A 17,233-nucleotide genomic window follows, 5' to 3' on the forward strand; every position below is an offset into this window, starting at 1 on the left:
TCGATGTCAGCCGAGACCTCCCCCGCCCCGCTCCGCGATCTCCCGATCGAGCCGCCCGCGTCGCCGCCGCCCGCTGCGAGGCTGGGTGCGGCGGAGTCGTGGCGATCGCACGCGCTCGCCGTCGCGACGATGGCTGCCGCGCTCGCGCTCTTCTTCGCGCCGGCGCTGCTCACCGATCAGCAGTTCCTGTTCCGCGACAACGGGCGGATGCACTGGCCGGTGAAGCGGTACGTGGCCGAGCAGCTGCGGCAGGGACACCTCCCGCAGTGGAATCCGTACGCCGGGCTCGGCATCCCGCTCATCGGCACCGCCGTCGATGCCGTGCAGCATCCGTTCAACCTGCTGCTGATCGCGCTCCCGTTCGAGATCGGCTTCAAGGCCTGGGTGCTGCTCTCGTTCCTCCTCGCGGCGACGGGAGCGTATGCCTGGGCGCGCCTGCTCGGGCGCACCTGGCACGCCGGGATCGCGGCGGGCCTCGGCTTCGCGCTTTCCGGCGCGCTCGTCGGCTCGACCGACAACGTGCAGTACCTCACGACGCTCTCCGCGCTCCCCTGGATGTTCGCCGCCGCGCACGCATACTTCTCGCGCGGAGGGGGCCCCTGGCGCGCAGCTGGCCTCGGACTGGCGTCTGGCCTGTGCGCGGCAGCGGGCGACCCGCAGGCGTGGGGCTTCGCCGTCGCCCTGCTCGTCCCGTACGCTGCCACGATCGCGGGAGACGGGACCGGGTGGCGGCGGGATCTCGGCCGCGGCGCGGCCGCCGCGGGGATTGCGCTCGTCGGCGCGGCGCCGTTCGTGCTGCCGGTGATCGCGTGGATGCCGGAGTCGTCGCGTGGCTCGGCCCTCGATCCGGGCGAGCTCCAGCGCTGGAACCTGGCGCTGCCGCGCCTGCTCGAGCTCGTCCTGCCGCACATGTACCGCGACACCCCCGGGACGCTCGGATCGCCCGTCTACTCGGCGTTCGGCGCCGGCACCGTCGTCACCATCCCGTGGGTCCTGTCGGTCTACGTGGGCGTGTCGGTGTTCGCCCTGGCGATGCTCGCCACGGCGCGGTGGCGGCCTGCCCGATGGCTGCTCCTCTGCGCCGCCCTGTTCACCTGGATGGCGCTCGGGCACTACGGGGGCTTCGGCCAGCTGCTGCCGCACCTGCCGGTGCTTCGGGGCTTCCGCTACTGGGAGAAGATGGCCATCTGGCCGTCGCTCCTGCTCCCGATCGCGGCCGCGTACGGGCTCGACGACGTGGTCGGCGGTCGGCACCGGAGCGCGCGGGCGCCCTCGCTCATCCTCGGCGCGGGCCTGGCGGCGCTCGCGGTGTCCGCGGCCGGCCGGCTCTCCTTCTCGGGCGTGACGGCGGTCCTCGCACGCTGGTCGCTGGCGCCGGATCAGGCCGGGGCGCCGGCCGCGTTCGCGACGAACCTGCTCGACGGACTGGTCGAGTCCGGCGCGGTGTGTCTGGTCCTCGGAGCTGCCATCCTGGCCATCCAGCGCGGCCTCGTTCGCCGGAGCCCGGGTCCGCTCCTCGCGCTCGTGGTCGTGGCGGACCTGGTCGCCGCGAACGTGCGCGGGTACCTGCTCGCCGATCCCGTCATCGTCAACCAGCCCTCTCCGTTCGGTGCCTATCTGAAGGGCCAGCCGGGTCTGCAGCGCGTGTTCACCCCGTTCGATCTCCCCAGCGATCGCTGGCCGGAGCTGCGCGCCTACGAGTCGGGATGGGCGTGGGCCGGCCACATCCTGGAGCCGTGCTTCAACCTCGATCACCGGGTCGGGAACTTCCTCGCCTATACCGGCATGGTCCCGTGGCGGCTCGATCGCTTCAACCGGCGCACGACGGTCGCGACGCAGATGCCTCACATCGGTGTGTTCGGCGTGGGCTTCGTCTCCGTGCCCGCCTCGCCCGAGCGGGCCCGGATGGCGGGACTGGCGCCGCCGTTCGAGGTGGTCGCGGCCGATCCGCTGCTCCCCGCCTATCTCGTCCGAGTCCCGCACCGCGATCGGGCGTACCTCGCATCCGACCTCAAGTCGGTGGATCGGCGCGGCGCGATGGAGTTCGTGCTGGAGGTGGATCCCGCGCGTTCCGACGCATCGGTGGTGGAGGGCCCGGTACCCGAAGGCTACCTCGCCCCCACCGGCTCCGCGCAGGTGGTGGAGGACGCCGCCGAGCGGGTCGTCGTGGAGACCACCGCCGATCGCCGGGCGCTCCTGGTGCTGAACGACATCCATGCGGCGGGCTGGACTGCGCGCGTCGATGGCCAGCTCGCGGAGATCCTCCCCGCGAACTACCTGGCGCGCGGGGTGTGGGTGGACGCGGGTCGCCACGTCGTCGAGTTCACCTACCGTACGCCGCTGCTCACTGCCGGGTGGGCGATCTTCCTGATCGGAGGCGCCGCGGTGGTGATCGGGGCTGCGGCCCGGAAGCGCCGGCGGCCCATGAGGAGCGCCGAGTGATCGCGAGTTCGAGCAGCGAGGGGCGGCAGGAGGCCGCCGAGGCGTGGCTCGCCCGGCATCGGGGCAGGGTCACCGGCGCGCTGGTCCTGGCCGCAGCGTTCGTACGCCTGATGCTGGTTCTCCAGATCGCGGCGGGGCCGGTACCCCGCATCCATGCCGTCGTCACCGAGTCGGACAACTTCTTCTTCGACGTCTGGGGGCGACACATCGCGCGGGGCGACTGGTTGCAGGCGGGCCCGCTCCATCCGACGTTCGAGTGGATGCGGGTCGTGGCCGATGAGGCCGTCGCCGAACGACCTGCGCTCGCGCCCGAGGGCCTTCCCGCCGGCGGGACGCCGGCACGTGCCGCGCTCCAGGAGCGGCTCTGGGATGGCTGGCTCCACGGGCCAGCGTTCTACCAGGAGCCGATCTACCCGTACCTGGTCGGGCTCACGTACTGGCTCACCGGTCCCGACGTGTGGCACGTCTTCGCGTGGCAGCTCCTGCTCGGCGTGCTCGGGGTGGTGCTGGTCCACCGGCTCGCACGCCGGCTGTTCTGCGAGCGTGCCGCGCTGGCCGCCGGAGTCCTCGCGGTGCTCGCGCCGGTCCCGCTCTACCTCGAGGTCACGCTCCTTCGAGACGCGCTGGTGGCCTACGCCACGCTTGGTCTGGCCCTGGCGATGCACTGGGCGCCAGAGGGGCGGCGCTCGCGATGGCTGTGGCTCGGTATCGCGTTCGGGGCGGCCTCGCTGGTGAAGCAGACGTTCCTGATCTTCCCGCTGGCGATGGGCGCGTGGCGGCTCGCGACGGTCCGGACGCCCAGGCGCGACCGGTGGGCCGCCGCTGGGCTGGTGGCGATGGGGATGGGCGTTGCTTTGCTGCCCGCGATCATCCGGAACCTCGCGGTCGGCGCCCCGGCGCTCACCATGAACGGATCCGGCGCCTCGATGCTCGCGTTGTTCCATACGGCGAGCGCGAACCCGTTCGACGTGATGGTGGGGTCGGAGTACCCGCGCATCCTCGCCTCCACGAACGGCAGCTTCGTCGCCTCGCTCATGGAGTCGATCCCATCGCACCCGAGCGCGCTCGGCTGGGTGCGGCTGAACGCCGAGAAGCTCCTCTACGCCTGGCATGGCTTCGAATCGCCGAACAACGTGGACCTGTATCTGTTCCGGCACGCCGCGCCCGTCCTGCGCGCGCTCCCTGTGACGTTCGTGGTGATCGTCCCGCTCGCGGCGGTGGGGCTCGCGACCCGGCGCGCGCGCGAGGCCTGGCCGATCCTGGTCGCGGTCGCGGCCAGCCTCCCGACGCTCGCGCTCGCGATCGTCCTCTCCCGATATCGCGCGCCCATCGCGCTCGTGCTGCTCCCGCTCGCGGGCGCTGGCGTGGTGCGCCTCGGCGGGTGGATCGGAGCGCGTCGGGTGCGGCCCCTGGCCATCGCGGCGGCCGCGAGCTGCGCGTACGTCACCTGGGCCTCGACGGCGCCTCCCGGCAAGGAGCCCGTGGCGCGCGCAGTTCGATACGCGAGCGACGGCGTCCGCATCCTCGCCAACGGTGAGCCGGCGTTCGCCGCCCTCTACTTCGCCGAGTCGTTGCGTCTCCGGCCCGACCGGCCGAAGGTCGAGGCGCTGCTCGGCGAGGCGCTGCTGGCTGCCCGCGAACCTTCGGCGGCGTTGCCGCACCTCGAGGCCGCGAGCCGGGCGCTCGACACCGGCGCAGCACACGAGCTGCACGCGCTCGCGCTGGTCGCGACCGGCCGCCGCGAGGAGGCGATCGCGCAGGCGCGGGCGGCGCTCGCCTCCGAGCCCGCCCGTGCCTCCGCGCGCGCCTTGCTGGAGCACTTGCTGGGTTCCGGCGGCGACGAAGCCTCCACGATGCATGGAGCAGCTCCACGATGAGCCTGTCCACGAAGCTGCTCGAGCACCCTGCGGTCTATCGCCTGTGGCAGAGCCCGTTCGCGGCGGACAAGCTCGCGCCGCTCGTCCAGCACGGTCAGCTCTCGGGTGCCCGGCGCGTGCTCGACGTGGGGTGCGGTCCGGGGACGAACACCGCCGCGTTCTCTGGCGTCGAGTACGTCGGGATCGACATCAACCCTGCGTACATCGCGTCCGCGCGGCGGCGCTTCGCGCGGGAGTTCGTCGTCGCGGACATCTGCACCTACGCCTTCCAGCCGGAGCGAAAGTTCGACTTCGTGCTGGCCAACAGCTTCCTGCACCACGTCGCAGACCGCGACGCCGAACGGATCCTCGCGGGGATGGCCGGCGCGCTGACCCCGGACGGCGCGGTCCACATCCTCGACCTGGTCCTGCCCGAGGACCCGTCGATCGCGCGCTTCCTGGCGAGACAGGACCGTGGCGCCTACGCCAGGCCGCTCGAGGAGTGGCGGGCGCTCTTCGGCCGAGTGTTCGAGCTCCGGATCTTCGAGACCTACTCGCTCTCGCTGCTCGGCGTGCCGCTGTGGAAGATGGTCTACTGCAAGGGAGAGGTGAAGTGATGAAGCGCGCACCGAGGATCTCCGTCGCGATCCCGCTCCACAACGAGGAGACCGTCCTGCCGGAGCTGCTCCGGCGGCTCCGGGCCGTGCTCGACGAGCTCCCGGGCGGTCCGCACCAGATGGTGTTCGTGGACGATGGCAGCACCGACGGCACGCTGGAGGTGCTCGAGGACGAGGCGCGGCGCGACGAGCGGATCCTCGCGATCTCGCTGTCGCGCAACTTCGGCCATCAGGCGGCGCTGACCGCAGCCCTCGATCACGTGCGCGGCGACGTGACGGTGGTGATGGACGGCGACCTGCAGGACACGCCCGAGGAGATCCCCCGGTTCCTCGAGCGCCACGCCGACGGGTTCGACGTCGTGTACGCGAGGCGGACGCAGCGGAAGGAGTCGTGGGCCCTCCGGGCCTGCTACTTCCTGTTCTACCGCGTGATGGCGAGGCTCTCGGAGGTACCAGTCCCGCTCGACTCCGGTGACTTCGCTCTCATGTCCCGGCGTGTCGTCGACCATCTGAAGCGGATGCCGGAGCACCACCGTTACCTCCGCGGCCTTCGGAGCTGGGTTGGCCTGCGCCAGACGGGCATCGACGTGGAGCGGGCCGAGCGCCACGCCGGCCGCAGCAAGTACGGCTTCTTCCGGCTGCTCAAGCTCGCTTCGGATGGAATCTTCGCCTTCTCGATCGTCCCAATCCGCGCGGCCGCGCTGCTGGGCGCCGTCACCATCGGCCTGGCGGCGATCTTCGCGGCCTACTCGGTGTTCGCGAAGTTCTTCCTCCAGGATTCGCCGAAGGGCTTCACGGCCGAGGTCCTGCTCGGCACGTTCCTCTCGGGCGTCCTGCTGTTCTTCCTCGGGATCATCGGAGAGTACGTCGGACGCGTGTACGAAGAGGTGAAGGCGCGGCCGCTCTACCTCGTCGGACGGGTCGTCGGTGCGGCGAGCGCGCAGGAGTCGCAGGAGCGGCCCGGGAGCACCGCGGACGTGCTCGCCGTCCGGCGTTAGTCGCGGCAGCGCAACCGAGGCCCACGTTGGAACGCACCTATCGCGACGTCTACGAGTCGCTCTACCGCGAGCACTGGTGGTGGAGAGCGCGCGAGGCGCTCGTCCTGGAGACGGCCCGGCGCCTGCTACCCGCAGCCCCAGGGTCGCGGGCCATCCTCGACGTCGGCTGCGGGAACGGCCTGTTGTTCGACGCGCTCGCAGGCCTCGGAGACGTCGAGGGCGTCGAGCCTGCCGAGGACCTCGTCGATCCGCGAGGGCCTCACCGGCGCCGGATCCACGTCCGTCAGTTCGACCGCGGTTTCGCTCCCCCCCGTAGGTACGGCCTCGTCCTCATGCTCGACGTCCTCGAGCACATGGACGATCCCGCCGGCGCGCTGAATCACGCGATCGGGCTGCTGGAGACCGGCGGCCTCGTCATCGCCACCGTCCCTGCGTTCCGCGTCCTCTGGACCCGCCACGACGACTTGAACCAGCACCGCACCCGGTTCACGAGGCGATCGTTCCGCCGCCTGGCGCAGGAGGCCGGGCTCCGGGTCCTCGAGGAGCGCTACTTCTACCACTGGCTGTTCTGGGCGAAGCTGGTCGCCCGGGCGACCGAGCGGCTCACCCCGGGCAACGCGGAGCCCGCGATCCCGCGGGTACCGCCCGCGTGGCTGAACCGGCTCCTGCTTCTCGCGTCTCGGGCGGAGCAGCGCCTCGCCCGACCGGTTGCGCTGCCGTTCGGCAGCTCGCTGCTCGTGGTCGGAACGGCAGCGGCGGGGGCGCGCGGGTCCTAGTTCCCCCCCACGATGTCCGGCGAGTTGCTGGTGATCTGCGCGTTGCCGTAGCCGGACGAGCCCTGGATGTGCGTGAAGACCGCCTCGATGACGGCGCGCCGCTCCTGCCCGCCCTCCACGATGCGCCACGCAGGGTTGATGCACTCGGAGCGGAGGATCACGCTCTCGTCGTTGTCGCGCGTGGGAAGGTCGGTGATGGCGCCGAGCGGCCGCTCGTCGTCGTTGTCGCGGACGCTCACCCAGAAATCAGGGCGCCCGTCGCCGTCCAGATCGGCGCCGGCGTCGAAGCTGGTGCCGTTGCTCTTGCCGAGCACCTGACCCGGGAGATCCGCGAGCACGGCGTCCGGATCGTACCGGTAGCCGGCGAGCGTGCCGTCCAGGTAGTCGTTCCAGTTGTGCGTGGTCTCGTAGCTCTGGCCGAAGAACCGGCGGCCGTACTGGAGGCCGGCCTCGGCGCAGATCTGCGCGCGCTCGCGCACGCCCATCTTCGCCGCGTCCACGCGGTCGGTGCCCGCGATGCGGATCATGGCGACGCCGAGCACCAGGAGCAGCGCCACCAGGAACAGCGCGAGCACCAGCGCAGCGCCGCGCTCCGAGGGCCGGCTCCGGAGGGGATGGCTCATCACAGGCTCCCGAGGCTGGTGTTCCGCACCGCCACGCCGAGCTGGTAGCTGCGGCGCATGTAGAGGCCGTTCGGGTTCACGCCGGTGCCGCTGGGCGCCAGCGTGACGCCCTGGATCTGGATGCGCGGGTCGGTCGGCCCGGGATCGCCGAGCAGCTCGCGGCTCCGCACCACCACGCTCAGGCTCACGGTGCGCAGCGCCGCCACGTCGTTGTTCCCGCTGGCCGCCTGGAGCCGGGCGCCACCGCCCGCCGGGAACTCGCCCAGCGCGGGCACTGCCTCGGTGGTGACGTCCTGCCCGACGATCGCCGCGGGGCAGGCGGTCAGCGCCAGCCCCTGCTCGACGCTGCAGTCCACCTGCAGGTTCTCGACGTTCCGCGCGATGTCCACGCGCTCGGTCACGTCCGCTGCGGTCTCGGGCGGCCGGGGGACCGCCAGGTCGGCGCGCACCAGGCGGTCCTGCGCGTCCACGTAGTACAGGCGCGCGCGCGCGGGCCGCACCAGCGCACCGGCGTTGATCTTGTGCGCGTTCTTGCCGGGAAACACGTCGGCGCCGAGCGAGGAGGTCAGCGTCTTCGTGTCCACGTCGATGGTCGAGATCGGGATCCAGACCGCGTCCTCGTACTCGCCCGCCAGCACCGGCGCGCCGGCGGTGAACGGACCGACGTCGGTGACGATGAGTGCCCCGGTCGTGGTGGTCACGTCCCCGACCAGCGCCGGACGGACGCCGTCGGAGGGCGCGCTCCGCACGACCAGCACCGCGTCGGTGCCGGGCTTCACGTCCAGGAACCCGCCCCCGCCGACGTTCTCGAAGATCTGAACGGCCGGCCGGGAGGCCGGGTTCCCGCCGATCGCCGTCCGGATGATCCCGGTCCCGGCGCCCAGCGACCCGGCGCGCAGGTCCGCCTCGAGGTAGCCGAGTCCCTGGCGGCCCTCACCCTGGATCTGGGCGAGGAGCTCGCGGGGGCGCCGCCCGCGGTCCACCATGATGGCGCCCTGCACCGCCATCGTGACGAGGATCGCGGTGATGCCCATGGCGACCATCAGCTCGAGCAGCGTGAAGCCGCGACGTGAGGAAGCGTGCATGGTCGGCCTCAGTCGGTGAGCAGCAGGTCCGCCGCCACGCAGGAGGTGGTGGAGTAGCGTTGCGCGGGGTCGCACGGGCTCTCGAGCCGCTCCGTAGGTGCGGACCATGAACGTCCGCGTGGCGGCGGCGCCGGCGGTGGACGGCTCCACGCGCAGCCAGCTCCGGTAGAGGGCCGCCTGCGGACAGGTGAACGTCGACGACTGCGTCCCGTTGGTCGCGACCACGCGCGCCTCCATGTCGTAGCAGGCGTCGACCGTCCACGTGTTCGCAACCATGGCCTGGATGCGGTCGCGCGGGGTCACCGCCATCCGCTCCAGCAGCGCGCTCCGCATGTGCGCGGCCACGGTGCGCCGGTGCCCGATGGCCGTCGCGCGCGCCGCCTCGTTCATGCTGCCGACGAAGCCGAGCAGCGCCACCAGGATGATGACCCCGGCGATCATGAGCTCGATCAGCGTCACGCCTCGCTGTCCGCGCATGGCCCTCTCCTACTCCCCACCGGCCCGGGCCGGTTCCCACGTCTTGTACATGGCCGGGGTGGCGCGGTTGAACGGGCGGGTGGCCGGGCCACCGTCCGTGCGCAGCGCCTCGGGGAGCGCCTTCTTGGTGATGGCGGTGTCGGTGGTCACCACCAGGCTGTTCCCGAACACCAGCACGCCGCCGAACGACTTGCTCTGGTTGGCGGTGACCGTCTTCGCCAGCTCGCCGGCGGTGCTGGTGCCCACCATGTAGAGGTTGCCGGCCTCTGTGATGGATTCGGTGATGTCGCCCGAGAACGAGCCGAACGCGGTGTTGAAGATGACCTCGTTGTTCACCACGCGCGGCATACCGAACACCCGCTCGCCGGTGAGCAGGTCGATCTTCCAGGCGGCGTCCTGCTTCAGCATGCCGTAGACGCGCGGGTCACGGGTGGCGTTGACGTTCACGGGGACCGCGACCCTGGTGTTCCAGTCCGGCGAGACCGGGACCACGTACACCGCCCCGTTCTCGAACGGCGCGATGGACCAGTCCACGCCCATGGCGCCCTGCACCACCGCGAGCCGGCCGAGGAGGTACGGCTCGAGCGCGGTGAGCACCTTCGTGAACCGGCCCTGGCCGATGGGGCTGGTGAGCGGCTGCTGCGCCATGGTGGCGCCGCCGTTCACCCGGAACAGGTCCTTGATCTCGGTGGTGGCGGACGTCGCCACCATGTCCGGCGTCCCGAACAGCGGGAAGGAGTGCCAGACGGGCGGCGTCGCCGTGTCCTTGTAGTAGTTGACGTTGCGGCCGTCGCGCGCCGAGAGCTCCCACATCCGGCCCTCGAGATCACCCACGTAGACGTTGTCCACCGAACCGTCGGAGTCGAGGTCCACCAGCGCCACACGGCCGGGGATGGTGTTGTCGGCGATCACCGTCCCGGCGCCGTTCGCGCGCGTGTACTTGCGCTCCCACTGCCACACCTTCTTGCCGGAGACGAGATCGATGGCGAACACCTCGACGCCGCGGAAGCCGAGCGGGCTGCTGCTGGTGAAGTCCACCATGCTGGTGGCGACGTAGGCCACGTACTGCGAGGCGGTGCCGACGGCGACCTTGCCGATGGCGGTGCCGTAGGTGTAGCCGAGGTTTCGGTAGTCGTACTTGCCGAACTTGATGGCGGCGAGCACGTCCGGATCGACCGTGTTGTAGTCGGTCGGGATGTGGGCGGTGGACGCGACCCCGTCGTCCCAGTCGAACCACTTGATGGCGTACGTCTCCGGATCGGTCGGATCGAACGTGTCCCAGGTCCCGTCGGCGCCCAGGTCGAAGCGGCCGTCGTCCTCGTGATCCCCGCGGACGTGCCAGAGCAGCACCGGCTTCAGGGGGTTCGTCACGTCCATCGCGAACATCTCGGACCCGCCTAGGCCCGCGGCGGCGAGCAGCACGGTGCGCCACTCGCGCTTCCAGCCCGGCCGCTCGTCGGGGCTGGTCCAGTCGATGACGCCGTTCCCGTTCGCGTCGTGCGGGAAGCTCGCGAACACGTCGATGACGTTCACCGACGCGTCCACCATCGCGTTGTTGGTCGCGAGGTTGCAGAGCTGGCCGGGCGGCAGGAACGCCCAGAGCTCCTGCCCGCGGCGCACGCCGGCGGGGAGCCCGTCGCCGGCCGGGTCGCGCCAGTTGCCGCCACCCGAGACGTAGAACGCGTGGAGCATGCCGTCGCGACCACCGGCGTACGCCACCACCGGCCGCGTCGCCCAGGCGGTGTCGGTGACGTAGTTCGAGGGCCCGACGATGGCCGGGCTGCCGTGGTCGATGCCGCCGAGGATCGCGACGTTCGGCTGCGCGTCGGGGTCGTCGCACTGCGACAGGCTCGGGGTCATGCGCGGGTTGCCGCTCGAGTCGTGCGACGAGCAGAACCCGCGGACCTGCTGGACGAACATCCCGAGCTGGTTCCGCTGGACCGAGCTGGCCGCGTCGTACCGCTCCAGCGTCTCGGTGATCACGCCGGCGGTGTTGCACTGCGCGAGCGCCGCGGACAGATCGCACTTCCCGTCTGCGTCCTGATCCAGGCAGCCGCTGCGGGTCTGCAGGTAGTCCACCTCGATCTGCTGGCTCCACCCGATGCCGGCGGAGCCGCCCAGCACCGTGAAGATCTTCCGCGCGCCGGGCGCCGGCATGCGCAGCGCCGCGTCCCAGTTCACGGTGGGACAGGTGCCGGCCGGCGAGGTCGCGGAGCACTTGAACGCGGTCGAGCCGGTGGGGATGTTCCCGAGCTCGTACTCGTACAGGTGGCCGCGCGTGTACGGGAACCGCCAGCGGTGCGGGAACGTGGTGCTGTAGTTGCGGTAGGTGTCCTCGGGCGGATCCGGGTACTGCACGTAGGTGCCCTGGTACACCTTGTCCACGGGGGTGCCCGAGCTCTTGTCCTCGTACCCGACCGGCTCGGATCGCGCCAGCTCGACGCCGAGGAGCAGCGGCACGTTCGCGAGCACGCTGTTCAGGATCATGCGCTGGCCCCAGTACCGGGCGTTGTCGAACCGCATGCCGGCCAGGTAGATGACGAGCCCCTTGCCGAGGTCGTTGTTGTAGTAGCGGGCGGCCGACAGCGTGACCGTGGTCGCGTCCTGGAACTGCAGGCCGACCATGGTTCCGGCGCCGAACGCGTCGACCGGCGTGAAGCCCTTGTAGTCGCTCTGACCGCCCTGGAACGGGAAGTTGCCGGTCTGGGTCCAGGGCTGCGAGAGGCCGCCGTAGCGGAAGCAGGTCCCGCTCCCGCTGCTGCGGTAGAGCGTCACCCCCGGCTTCCGGTCGTTGCAGTCCTCGTGGTAGGCGACGTTCGGCGTGTAGTCCACGATGCCGGTGGTCGTGACGAGCGGGCGCGTGGTGACGAGGTCCGCGGGGTCGGGGCGGTTCTCCAGCTGGTCGATGGACGCCGCCTCGACGTACGCGCCCTTCCCGCGGTTCAGGAACGTGTTCAGGTTGCCGCGCTGCGCGAGGGTGAGCGCCGCCATGGCGTCGGCGCCCCAGAACAGCCCGTACTTCTTGTCGAGGTTGTTGATCAGCCCCTGGGGGTTATCGACCGTGATGTCGAGGAGCTCGGCCTCGGTCTTCTGGTCGATGACCACACCCTGGTTCCAGCTCGTGATCGCGTCCAGGCCGGCGTTCTCGAGGACGTTGATGATGAACGCCGCCTTCCCGCCGGTCACCGCGATGAGCGGCGGCTTCTGGTTGAGCTGGCGGGCCACCGGCGCGCTGAAGGACGCGCGCGCGCTGTGGATCCGGACGTAGTGCGCCGAGCCGGTGCCGTCCTTGTGGTACTGCGCCAGCTCCGGGTACGTGTCGAGCATCGTCAAGAAGCACTGGCGATCCGTCGCGTCCACGATGAAGGGCGCGCCCAGGTACTTCATCACCGTCTTCTTCGGGGAGGCGTTCTTGTCCCCCAGGTTGACGGTCGCGCCGCGCGCCGGGCCGCTCGCGACGGTGTAGGCCGTCTCCCAGGCGGAGAACGGCGCCTGCTCGCCGCCGCTCGCGGTGAGCGCGGCCACCGGCACGCCGTCCGCGCTCTGCACGTCGAAGTCGCAGCCGTCGTTGTCGTTGTACGCGTCGTACCGCGGCAGGGCGTTGGTGTTGGTGTTGCACCGGTACTGCGAGAGCTTGTTCGGCGCGATCGCCCAGTAGAACGTCACGGGCTTCGTGCAGCCGGTCGGCAGCGAGGCCTCGAGGTTCCGGAGCAGCACCGCGTACACCAGGCCGTACGAGGCGATGACGCCGTCGTCGGTCTGGTACTCGAGCTGCGTGGGGATGATGATCGAGCCCGAGCTGAAGGTCTTGTTGGCCGCCCGCGCGGCGCCCGGCAGCGCGAGCGCGCCGAGCGCGAGCGCGGTGAGGAGGGCGCCGGTGGCGCGGCGGCGCGCAGGGGTGTGGGGCTGGGTGGATCGCATGGGCCGTCTCCGTCCGCGGTTCGCCGGATCCGGAAGCAAGAACGGATCCCTGGCCAGGTCCTCGCAACCACCCGAGATCCCTCGGCCGAGGGAGGCGCGCCGGCGGCCGCGGCCCGCAAAGCGCCGCGCATGTGCAAGCCGCTGCATGTAGGCGGCGGTGGGGGCGGGCTCAGCGGTCGCCGGAGATGCCGTACTTCGCGAGCCGGTACCGCAGCGACCGGAACGTGAGCGACAGCAGCCGGGCGGCCTCGCTCTTCACCCCGCCGGTGCGCGCCAGCGCCTGCTCCAGGATGGCGCGCTCGATCGCGTCGAGGTGCGCCTGCAGGTCCAGCCCGGTCTCGGGGAGCACCGTCGCGCCGGCGGCGGCGGGCGCGCTGCCGCGCATCTTCGGCGGCAGCGCGGCTGCCTCGATGATCGGGCCGCCGGAGAGCGTCACCGCGCGCTCCAGGACGTTCGCGAGCTCGCGCACGTTGCCGGGCCAGTCGTGCGCGAGCAGGATGCGCTCCGCCTCGGGGGAGATGCTCGGCACGGGACGGCCCAGCTCGGCGGCGAAGCGCGCGAGGTAGTGCTCCAGGAACAGCGGCACGTCGGCGCGCCGTTCGCGCAGCGGCGGGACGCGGAGCTGGATCACGTTGAGCCGGTAGAACAGATCCTCGCGGAAGCGGCCGGCCTCGACCTCGTCGGCCAGCTCCCGGTTGGTGGCGGCCACGATGCGCGCGGCCACCGGGAGGTCCCGCGTTCCCCCCACCCGCCGGATGCGCCGCTCCTGGAGCGCGCGGAGCAGGCGCACCTGCGCCGCGGGCGGGAGCTCGCCCACCTCGTCCAGGAACAGCGTCCCGGAGGCGGCCACCTCGAACAGGCCCTGCCTGGCCTCGCTGGCGCCGGTGAAGCTGCCCTTCTCGTGCCCGAACAGCTCGCTCTCGATCAGGCCCTCGGGGATGGCGCCGCAGTTGATGGCCACGAACGGCTGGTCGTGGCGCCCGCCGCGCAGGTGGATGGCGCGCGCCACCACCTCCTTGCCCGTGCCGCTCTCGCCGCTGATCAGGATCGTGCTGCGCCCCGGCGCGACCTTCTCGATCAGCTCGCGCAGCTCCTGCATCGCCGGAGAGCGCCCGATGAGCTCGTGCTCGCGCGGCGCGCCCATGCTCCGCCGGAGCACGCGGTTCTCCGCCACCAGCGCGCGGTGCTCCAGGGCCTTCGCGACCACCAGCTTCAGCTCGTCCACCTTGAACGGCTTCAGCACGTAGTCGTAGGCGCCGAGCTTCATCGCCTGGATGGCGTTCTCGGTGGTCGCGAAGGCGGTGACCATCACCACCTCGCTCGCCGGCGCGTGCTCCTTCACGGCCCGGAGCACGTCGAGGCCGGAGTCGCGGCCCAGCCGCAGATCGGTGATCACCAGGTCGAGATCGCCCTGGGCGGCGCGCGAGATGGCGGCGCCCGCGTCGGCCACGGTCGCGACCTCGTGCCCCTCCTTGCGGAGGAGGATCTCGAGCAGCTCGCGCATGGACTGCTCGTCGTCGGCGACGAGGATCGAGGCCATGCCGGATCCTACCTCGCCTCGGCGGCGTCCGCGCGGACCACCGGCAGGTGGACCAGGAACCGCGTGCCGCCGGACGCCGGCGTCTCGAGCGTCACCGTCCCGCCGTGCGCGTCCACGATCCGCTGGACCGTGGGGAGCCCGAGCCCGGTCCCGTGCTCCTTGGTGGTGAAGAACGGCAGGAAGATGCGCTCCCTGTCGGTCTGGTCGATCCCAGGGCCGTCGTCCTCGACCGCCACGAAGGCTCCGGACGCGTCGCAGCCGCTCGCCACCCGGAGCCTGCCGCACCGGCCGGCCGGCTCGGACGCCGCGTGCGCCGCGTTGAGGAGCAGGTTCCAGAGCACCTGCCGGACCTGGGCGGGGTCGCAGCTGGCCGGCGCGGGGGCGAGCGATCGCTCGACCGTGACGGCGGCCGCCGCGGGATCGTTCGCGAACACGTCCAGCGTCTCGGCGACGAGCGGGGCGAGGTCGCACGTCGCCTGGCGGGGCGGCGCGGGCCGCGCGAACGCCAGGAACTCGGTGACGAGCTCGCCCAGACGCCCGCCCTCGCGCAGCGCGATGTCGATGAGCCGGCGGTCCTCGCCCCGCAGCGCCTCCACGCCGCGGAGCAGCTCGAGCGACCCCATCATCGAGGCGAGCGGGTTGCGGAGCTCGTGCGCGAGCCCCGCGGCGACGCGGCCGAGATCGGCGAGGCGCTCGCTGCGCGCCACCCGCTCCTCCATGGCCCGGAGCGGCGTGAGATCCTGGAAGATGATGGCGGTGCCGAGCGGCCCGCCGTCGCGCCCGCGCAGGTGGAAGCTGGAGTAGCCCAGCAGCAGGCGGGCGCCGGCCGGGGTGGTGAACTCGGCCTCGCCGCGGGAGACGTCGGTGCGGAACCCGGCCGCCCACGGGCCGGCGGGCTCGCCCACGAGCGCCCCGGCGGAGAGCCCCGTCAGCTGCTCGCCGGCGCGGTTCAGGAAGGTGACCCGCCCGCGCGAGTCGAGCGTGAGCATGCCGCTCGTCATGGACTGCACGATGGACTCGTGCAGCGCGGTGATGGCGGCGAGGTCGGTCTCCCGCTCCGCCAGCTCCTCGCCGGTGCGGCGCAGCAGCTCGGCCAGGTACGAGGCGAGCGCCGCGGTGACGGCGAAGGCCGCGAGCTGGATGAACACCCGCGTGACCGGCCAGGCCGCCCACGACGGCGACGCGGCCGCGACCAGCGCCACGTGCGTGGCGAGCGCCAGGCCGAGCGCGGTGAGCGCGCCGCGCCGGAACAGCACGATGGCGCCGTTCACGATGGCGAGGGAGTACATGAAGACGAACACGCTCTCCGCGAACCCGGTGATGGCCACCACCGCGCCGGCCATGGCCACGTCGATCGCGATCTGCGCGTAGGCGAGCGGCACCAGGCCGCGCCCGCGGCGCAGCGCGAGCGAGAAGACCACCGACGCGACGTAGGTGCCGATGACGAGCGGGTAGAGCGGCGCGGTGGCCTGGAGGTCCGCCCCGGAGCGCAGCCCCACCGCGGCGGTCCCGCCCAGCAGGACCGTGACCCACACGACCCGGAAGAACGTGAGCCAGACCAGCTTCCGGTGGAGGCTGGACGCGCCCTCGCTCGCGGCCGACCCCCCGCCGGCCGTCCCGGCCTGGCCGACCGGGGCCATGCCGCTACTTGATGGTCCCGCCATCGTGAAGATGGGCAGGTACATCGCGATCATGAAGTAGCCGACGGTGCTGCCCAGGAACACCATGAGCAGCGGCTCGATCATCGAGGTCAGCGCCGCGACGCCGACGTCCACCTCGTCGTCGTAGAAGTCGGCGATCTTGTTGAGCATGGCGTCCATCGCGCCCGTGGCCTCGCCCACGCCGATCATCTGCACCACCATCGCCGGGAACACCTTGGTCTCGGCGAGCGGCCCGGCGATGTTCTTGCCCTCCGAGATCTTGGCGCGGACGTACAGGATGCCCTTCTCGATGGTCCGGTTGCCGGCGGACTTCGCCACGATCTCGAGCGCGTCGAGGATGGGCACGCCCGACGAGAGCATGGTGCCGAGCGTCCGGGTGAAGCGCGCCACCGCGATCTTGCGGATGAGCGGACCGAACACCGGCAGCTTCAGCACGGTGTCGTGCCAGACCTCCTGCCCGCGCCCCTTGCGCACCGCCACCTTGAACGCGATGAACGCGGCGAGGGGGATGCCGAGGAACAGGTACCAGCTCCTGCGGAAGCCGTAGGAGAGGTCGATCAGGAACTGCGTGGGCGCGGGCATGGCGCCGCCGAAGTCCTTGAACATCTTCTCGAACGTCGGGACGACGAAGGCGATGAGGACGATCACGACGCCCACGGCGACGAGGAGCACGATGGTCGGGTAGACCATCGCGCCCTTCACGCGCCGCTTCAGCTTCTCGTTCTTCTCGATGTACGCGCCGAGGCGCTGGAGGATGGTGTCGAGGATGCCGCCGATCTCGCCGGCGCGCACGAGCTGGACGAACAGCTCGTCGAAGACCTTCGGGTGCTCGCCGAGCGCGTCGGCGAAGGTCGAGCCGGACTCGACCTTGACCTTGACCGTCGAGAGGACCCTCCGGAACTCGGCGTTGTCCGCCTGCGTGGCGATGATGTCGAGCGCCTGCACCAGCGGCAGGCCGGCGTCGATCATCACCGAGAACTGGCGGGTGAAGACCAGCAGGTCCTTGCTGCCGACGCCGCGGAACCCGGGGAGCTTGAGCCGGAGCTCCTTCGGCTTCCTTCGCACCTTCTCCGGCTCGATGCCCATCTGCCGGAGGCGCGCCTGCACGGCGGCGGCGTCCTGCGCCTCCATCTCGCCGGAGCGCACCTCGCCCTGCCGGGTCTTGCCGGACCACTTCCACACCTTGGCCGGCGTGGCTGCCCGGGTCTTCACGTTCGCGGCTGCGGCCTGGGCCATG

General features: G+C 71.5%; 10 protein-coding genes and 1 pseudogene. 5 read left to right on the top strand and 6 right to left on the bottom strand.

The window, feature by feature from the left end; translation table 11 throughout:
- Positions 1 to 3: 3 nt before the first annotated feature.
- Genes ACOQFB_RS17930 through ACOQFB_RS17950 form a run of 5 tightly spaced genes read left to right on the top strand, consistent with a single transcriptional unit; the run spans position 4 to position 6,689 of the window.
- Complete coding sequence (locus tag ACOQFB_RS17930) at positions 4 to 2,442, top strand: hypothetical protein (RefSeq protein WP_421608987.1); 2,439 nt, start codon at positions 4 to 6, stop codon at positions 2,440 to 2,442.
- Positions 2,355 to 4,319 carry a glycosyltransferase family 39 protein gene (locus ACOQFB_RS17935; protein ID WP_494492303.1) on the top strand — a complete coding sequence of 655 codons (1,965 nt, stop codon included), beginning with the start codon at positions 2,355 to 2,357 and terminating at the stop codon, positions 4,317 to 4,319. Before ACOQFB_RS17930 ends, ACOQFB_RS17935 begins: the two co-directional genes overlap by 88 nt.
- Positions 4,316 to 4,915, top strand: a complete 600-nt coding sequence (locus tag ACOQFB_RS17940) for a class I SAM-dependent methyltransferase (protein WP_421608989.1) — start codon at positions 4,316 to 4,318, stop codon at positions 4,913 to 4,915. Before ACOQFB_RS17935 ends, ACOQFB_RS17940 begins: the two co-directional genes overlap by 4 nt.
- On the top strand, positions 4,915 to 5,913 hold the full coding sequence (locus ACOQFB_RS17945; RefSeq protein ID WP_421608990.1) for a glycosyltransferase family 2 protein: 999 nt from the start codon (positions 4,915 to 4,917) through the stop codon (positions 5,911 to 5,913). Before ACOQFB_RS17940 ends, ACOQFB_RS17945 begins: the two co-directional genes overlap by 1 nt.
- Positions 5,914 to 5,939: 26 nt before the next feature.
- A complete protein-coding gene (locus ACOQFB_RS17950) occupies positions 5,940 to 6,689 on the top strand; it encodes a class I SAM-dependent methyltransferase (protein WP_421608991.1) in 750 nt (249 codons plus the stop codon).
- Here the strand turns inward: ACOQFB_RS17950 and ACOQFB_RS17955 are convergent.
- From ACOQFB_RS17955 to pilC, 6 genes and pseudogenes are all read right to left on the bottom strand, one after another.
- Positions 6,686 to 7,312 (bottom strand): hypothetical protein, encoded by a 627-nt coding sequence (locus ACOQFB_RS17955; protein ID WP_421608992.1) that lies wholly within the window; start codon positions 7,310 to 7,312, stop codon positions 6,686 to 6,688. The genes ACOQFB_RS17950 and ACOQFB_RS17955 overlap by 4 nt on opposite strands.
- On the bottom strand, positions 7,312 to 8,874 hold the full coding sequence (locus ACOQFB_RS17960; RefSeq protein WP_494492304.1) for a prepilin-type N-terminal cleavage/methylation domain-containing protein: 1,563 nt from the start codon (positions 8,872 to 8,874) through the stop codon (positions 7,312 to 7,314). The genes ACOQFB_RS17955 and ACOQFB_RS17960 overlap by 1 nt, the downstream gene beginning before the upstream one ends.
- 9 nt (positions 8,875 to 8,883) lie before the next feature.
- The gene (locus tag ACOQFB_RS17965; RefSeq protein WP_421608995.1) at positions 8,884 to 12,795 is read right to left on the bottom strand and encodes a pilus assembly protein; all 3,912 of its coding nucleotides are present in this window, start codon (positions 12,793 to 12,795) and stop codon (positions 8,884 to 8,886) included.
- Positions 12,796 to 12,964: 169 nt separating this feature from the next.
- The gene (locus tag ACOQFB_RS17970; RefSeq protein ID WP_421608996.1) at positions 12,965 to 14,335 is read right to left on the bottom strand and encodes a sigma-54-dependent transcriptional regulator; all 1,371 of its coding nucleotides are present in this window, start codon (positions 14,333 to 14,335) and stop codon (positions 12,965 to 12,967) included.
- Positions 14,336 to 14,343: 8 nt separating this feature from the next.
- Complete coding sequence (locus ACOQFB_RS17975) at positions 14,344 to 15,999, bottom strand: ATP-binding protein (RefSeq protein ID WP_494492589.1); 1,656 nt, start codon at positions 15,997 to 15,999, stop codon at positions 14,344 to 14,346.
- A pseudogene (pilC, locus tag ACOQFB_RS17980) lies at positions 15,991 to 17,232 on the bottom strand (type IV pilus assembly protein PilC); the annotation flags it as partial. The gene ACOQFB_RS17975 and the pseudogene pilC, both read right to left, overlap by 9 nt.
- Between the last annotated feature and the right edge of the window lies 1 nt (position 17,233).

This window comes from Anaeromyxobacter sp. Red801 (genome assembly GCF_049201065.2).
GTDB lineage: Bacteria > Myxococcota > Myxococcia > Myxococcales > Anaeromyxobacteraceae > Anaeromyxobacter.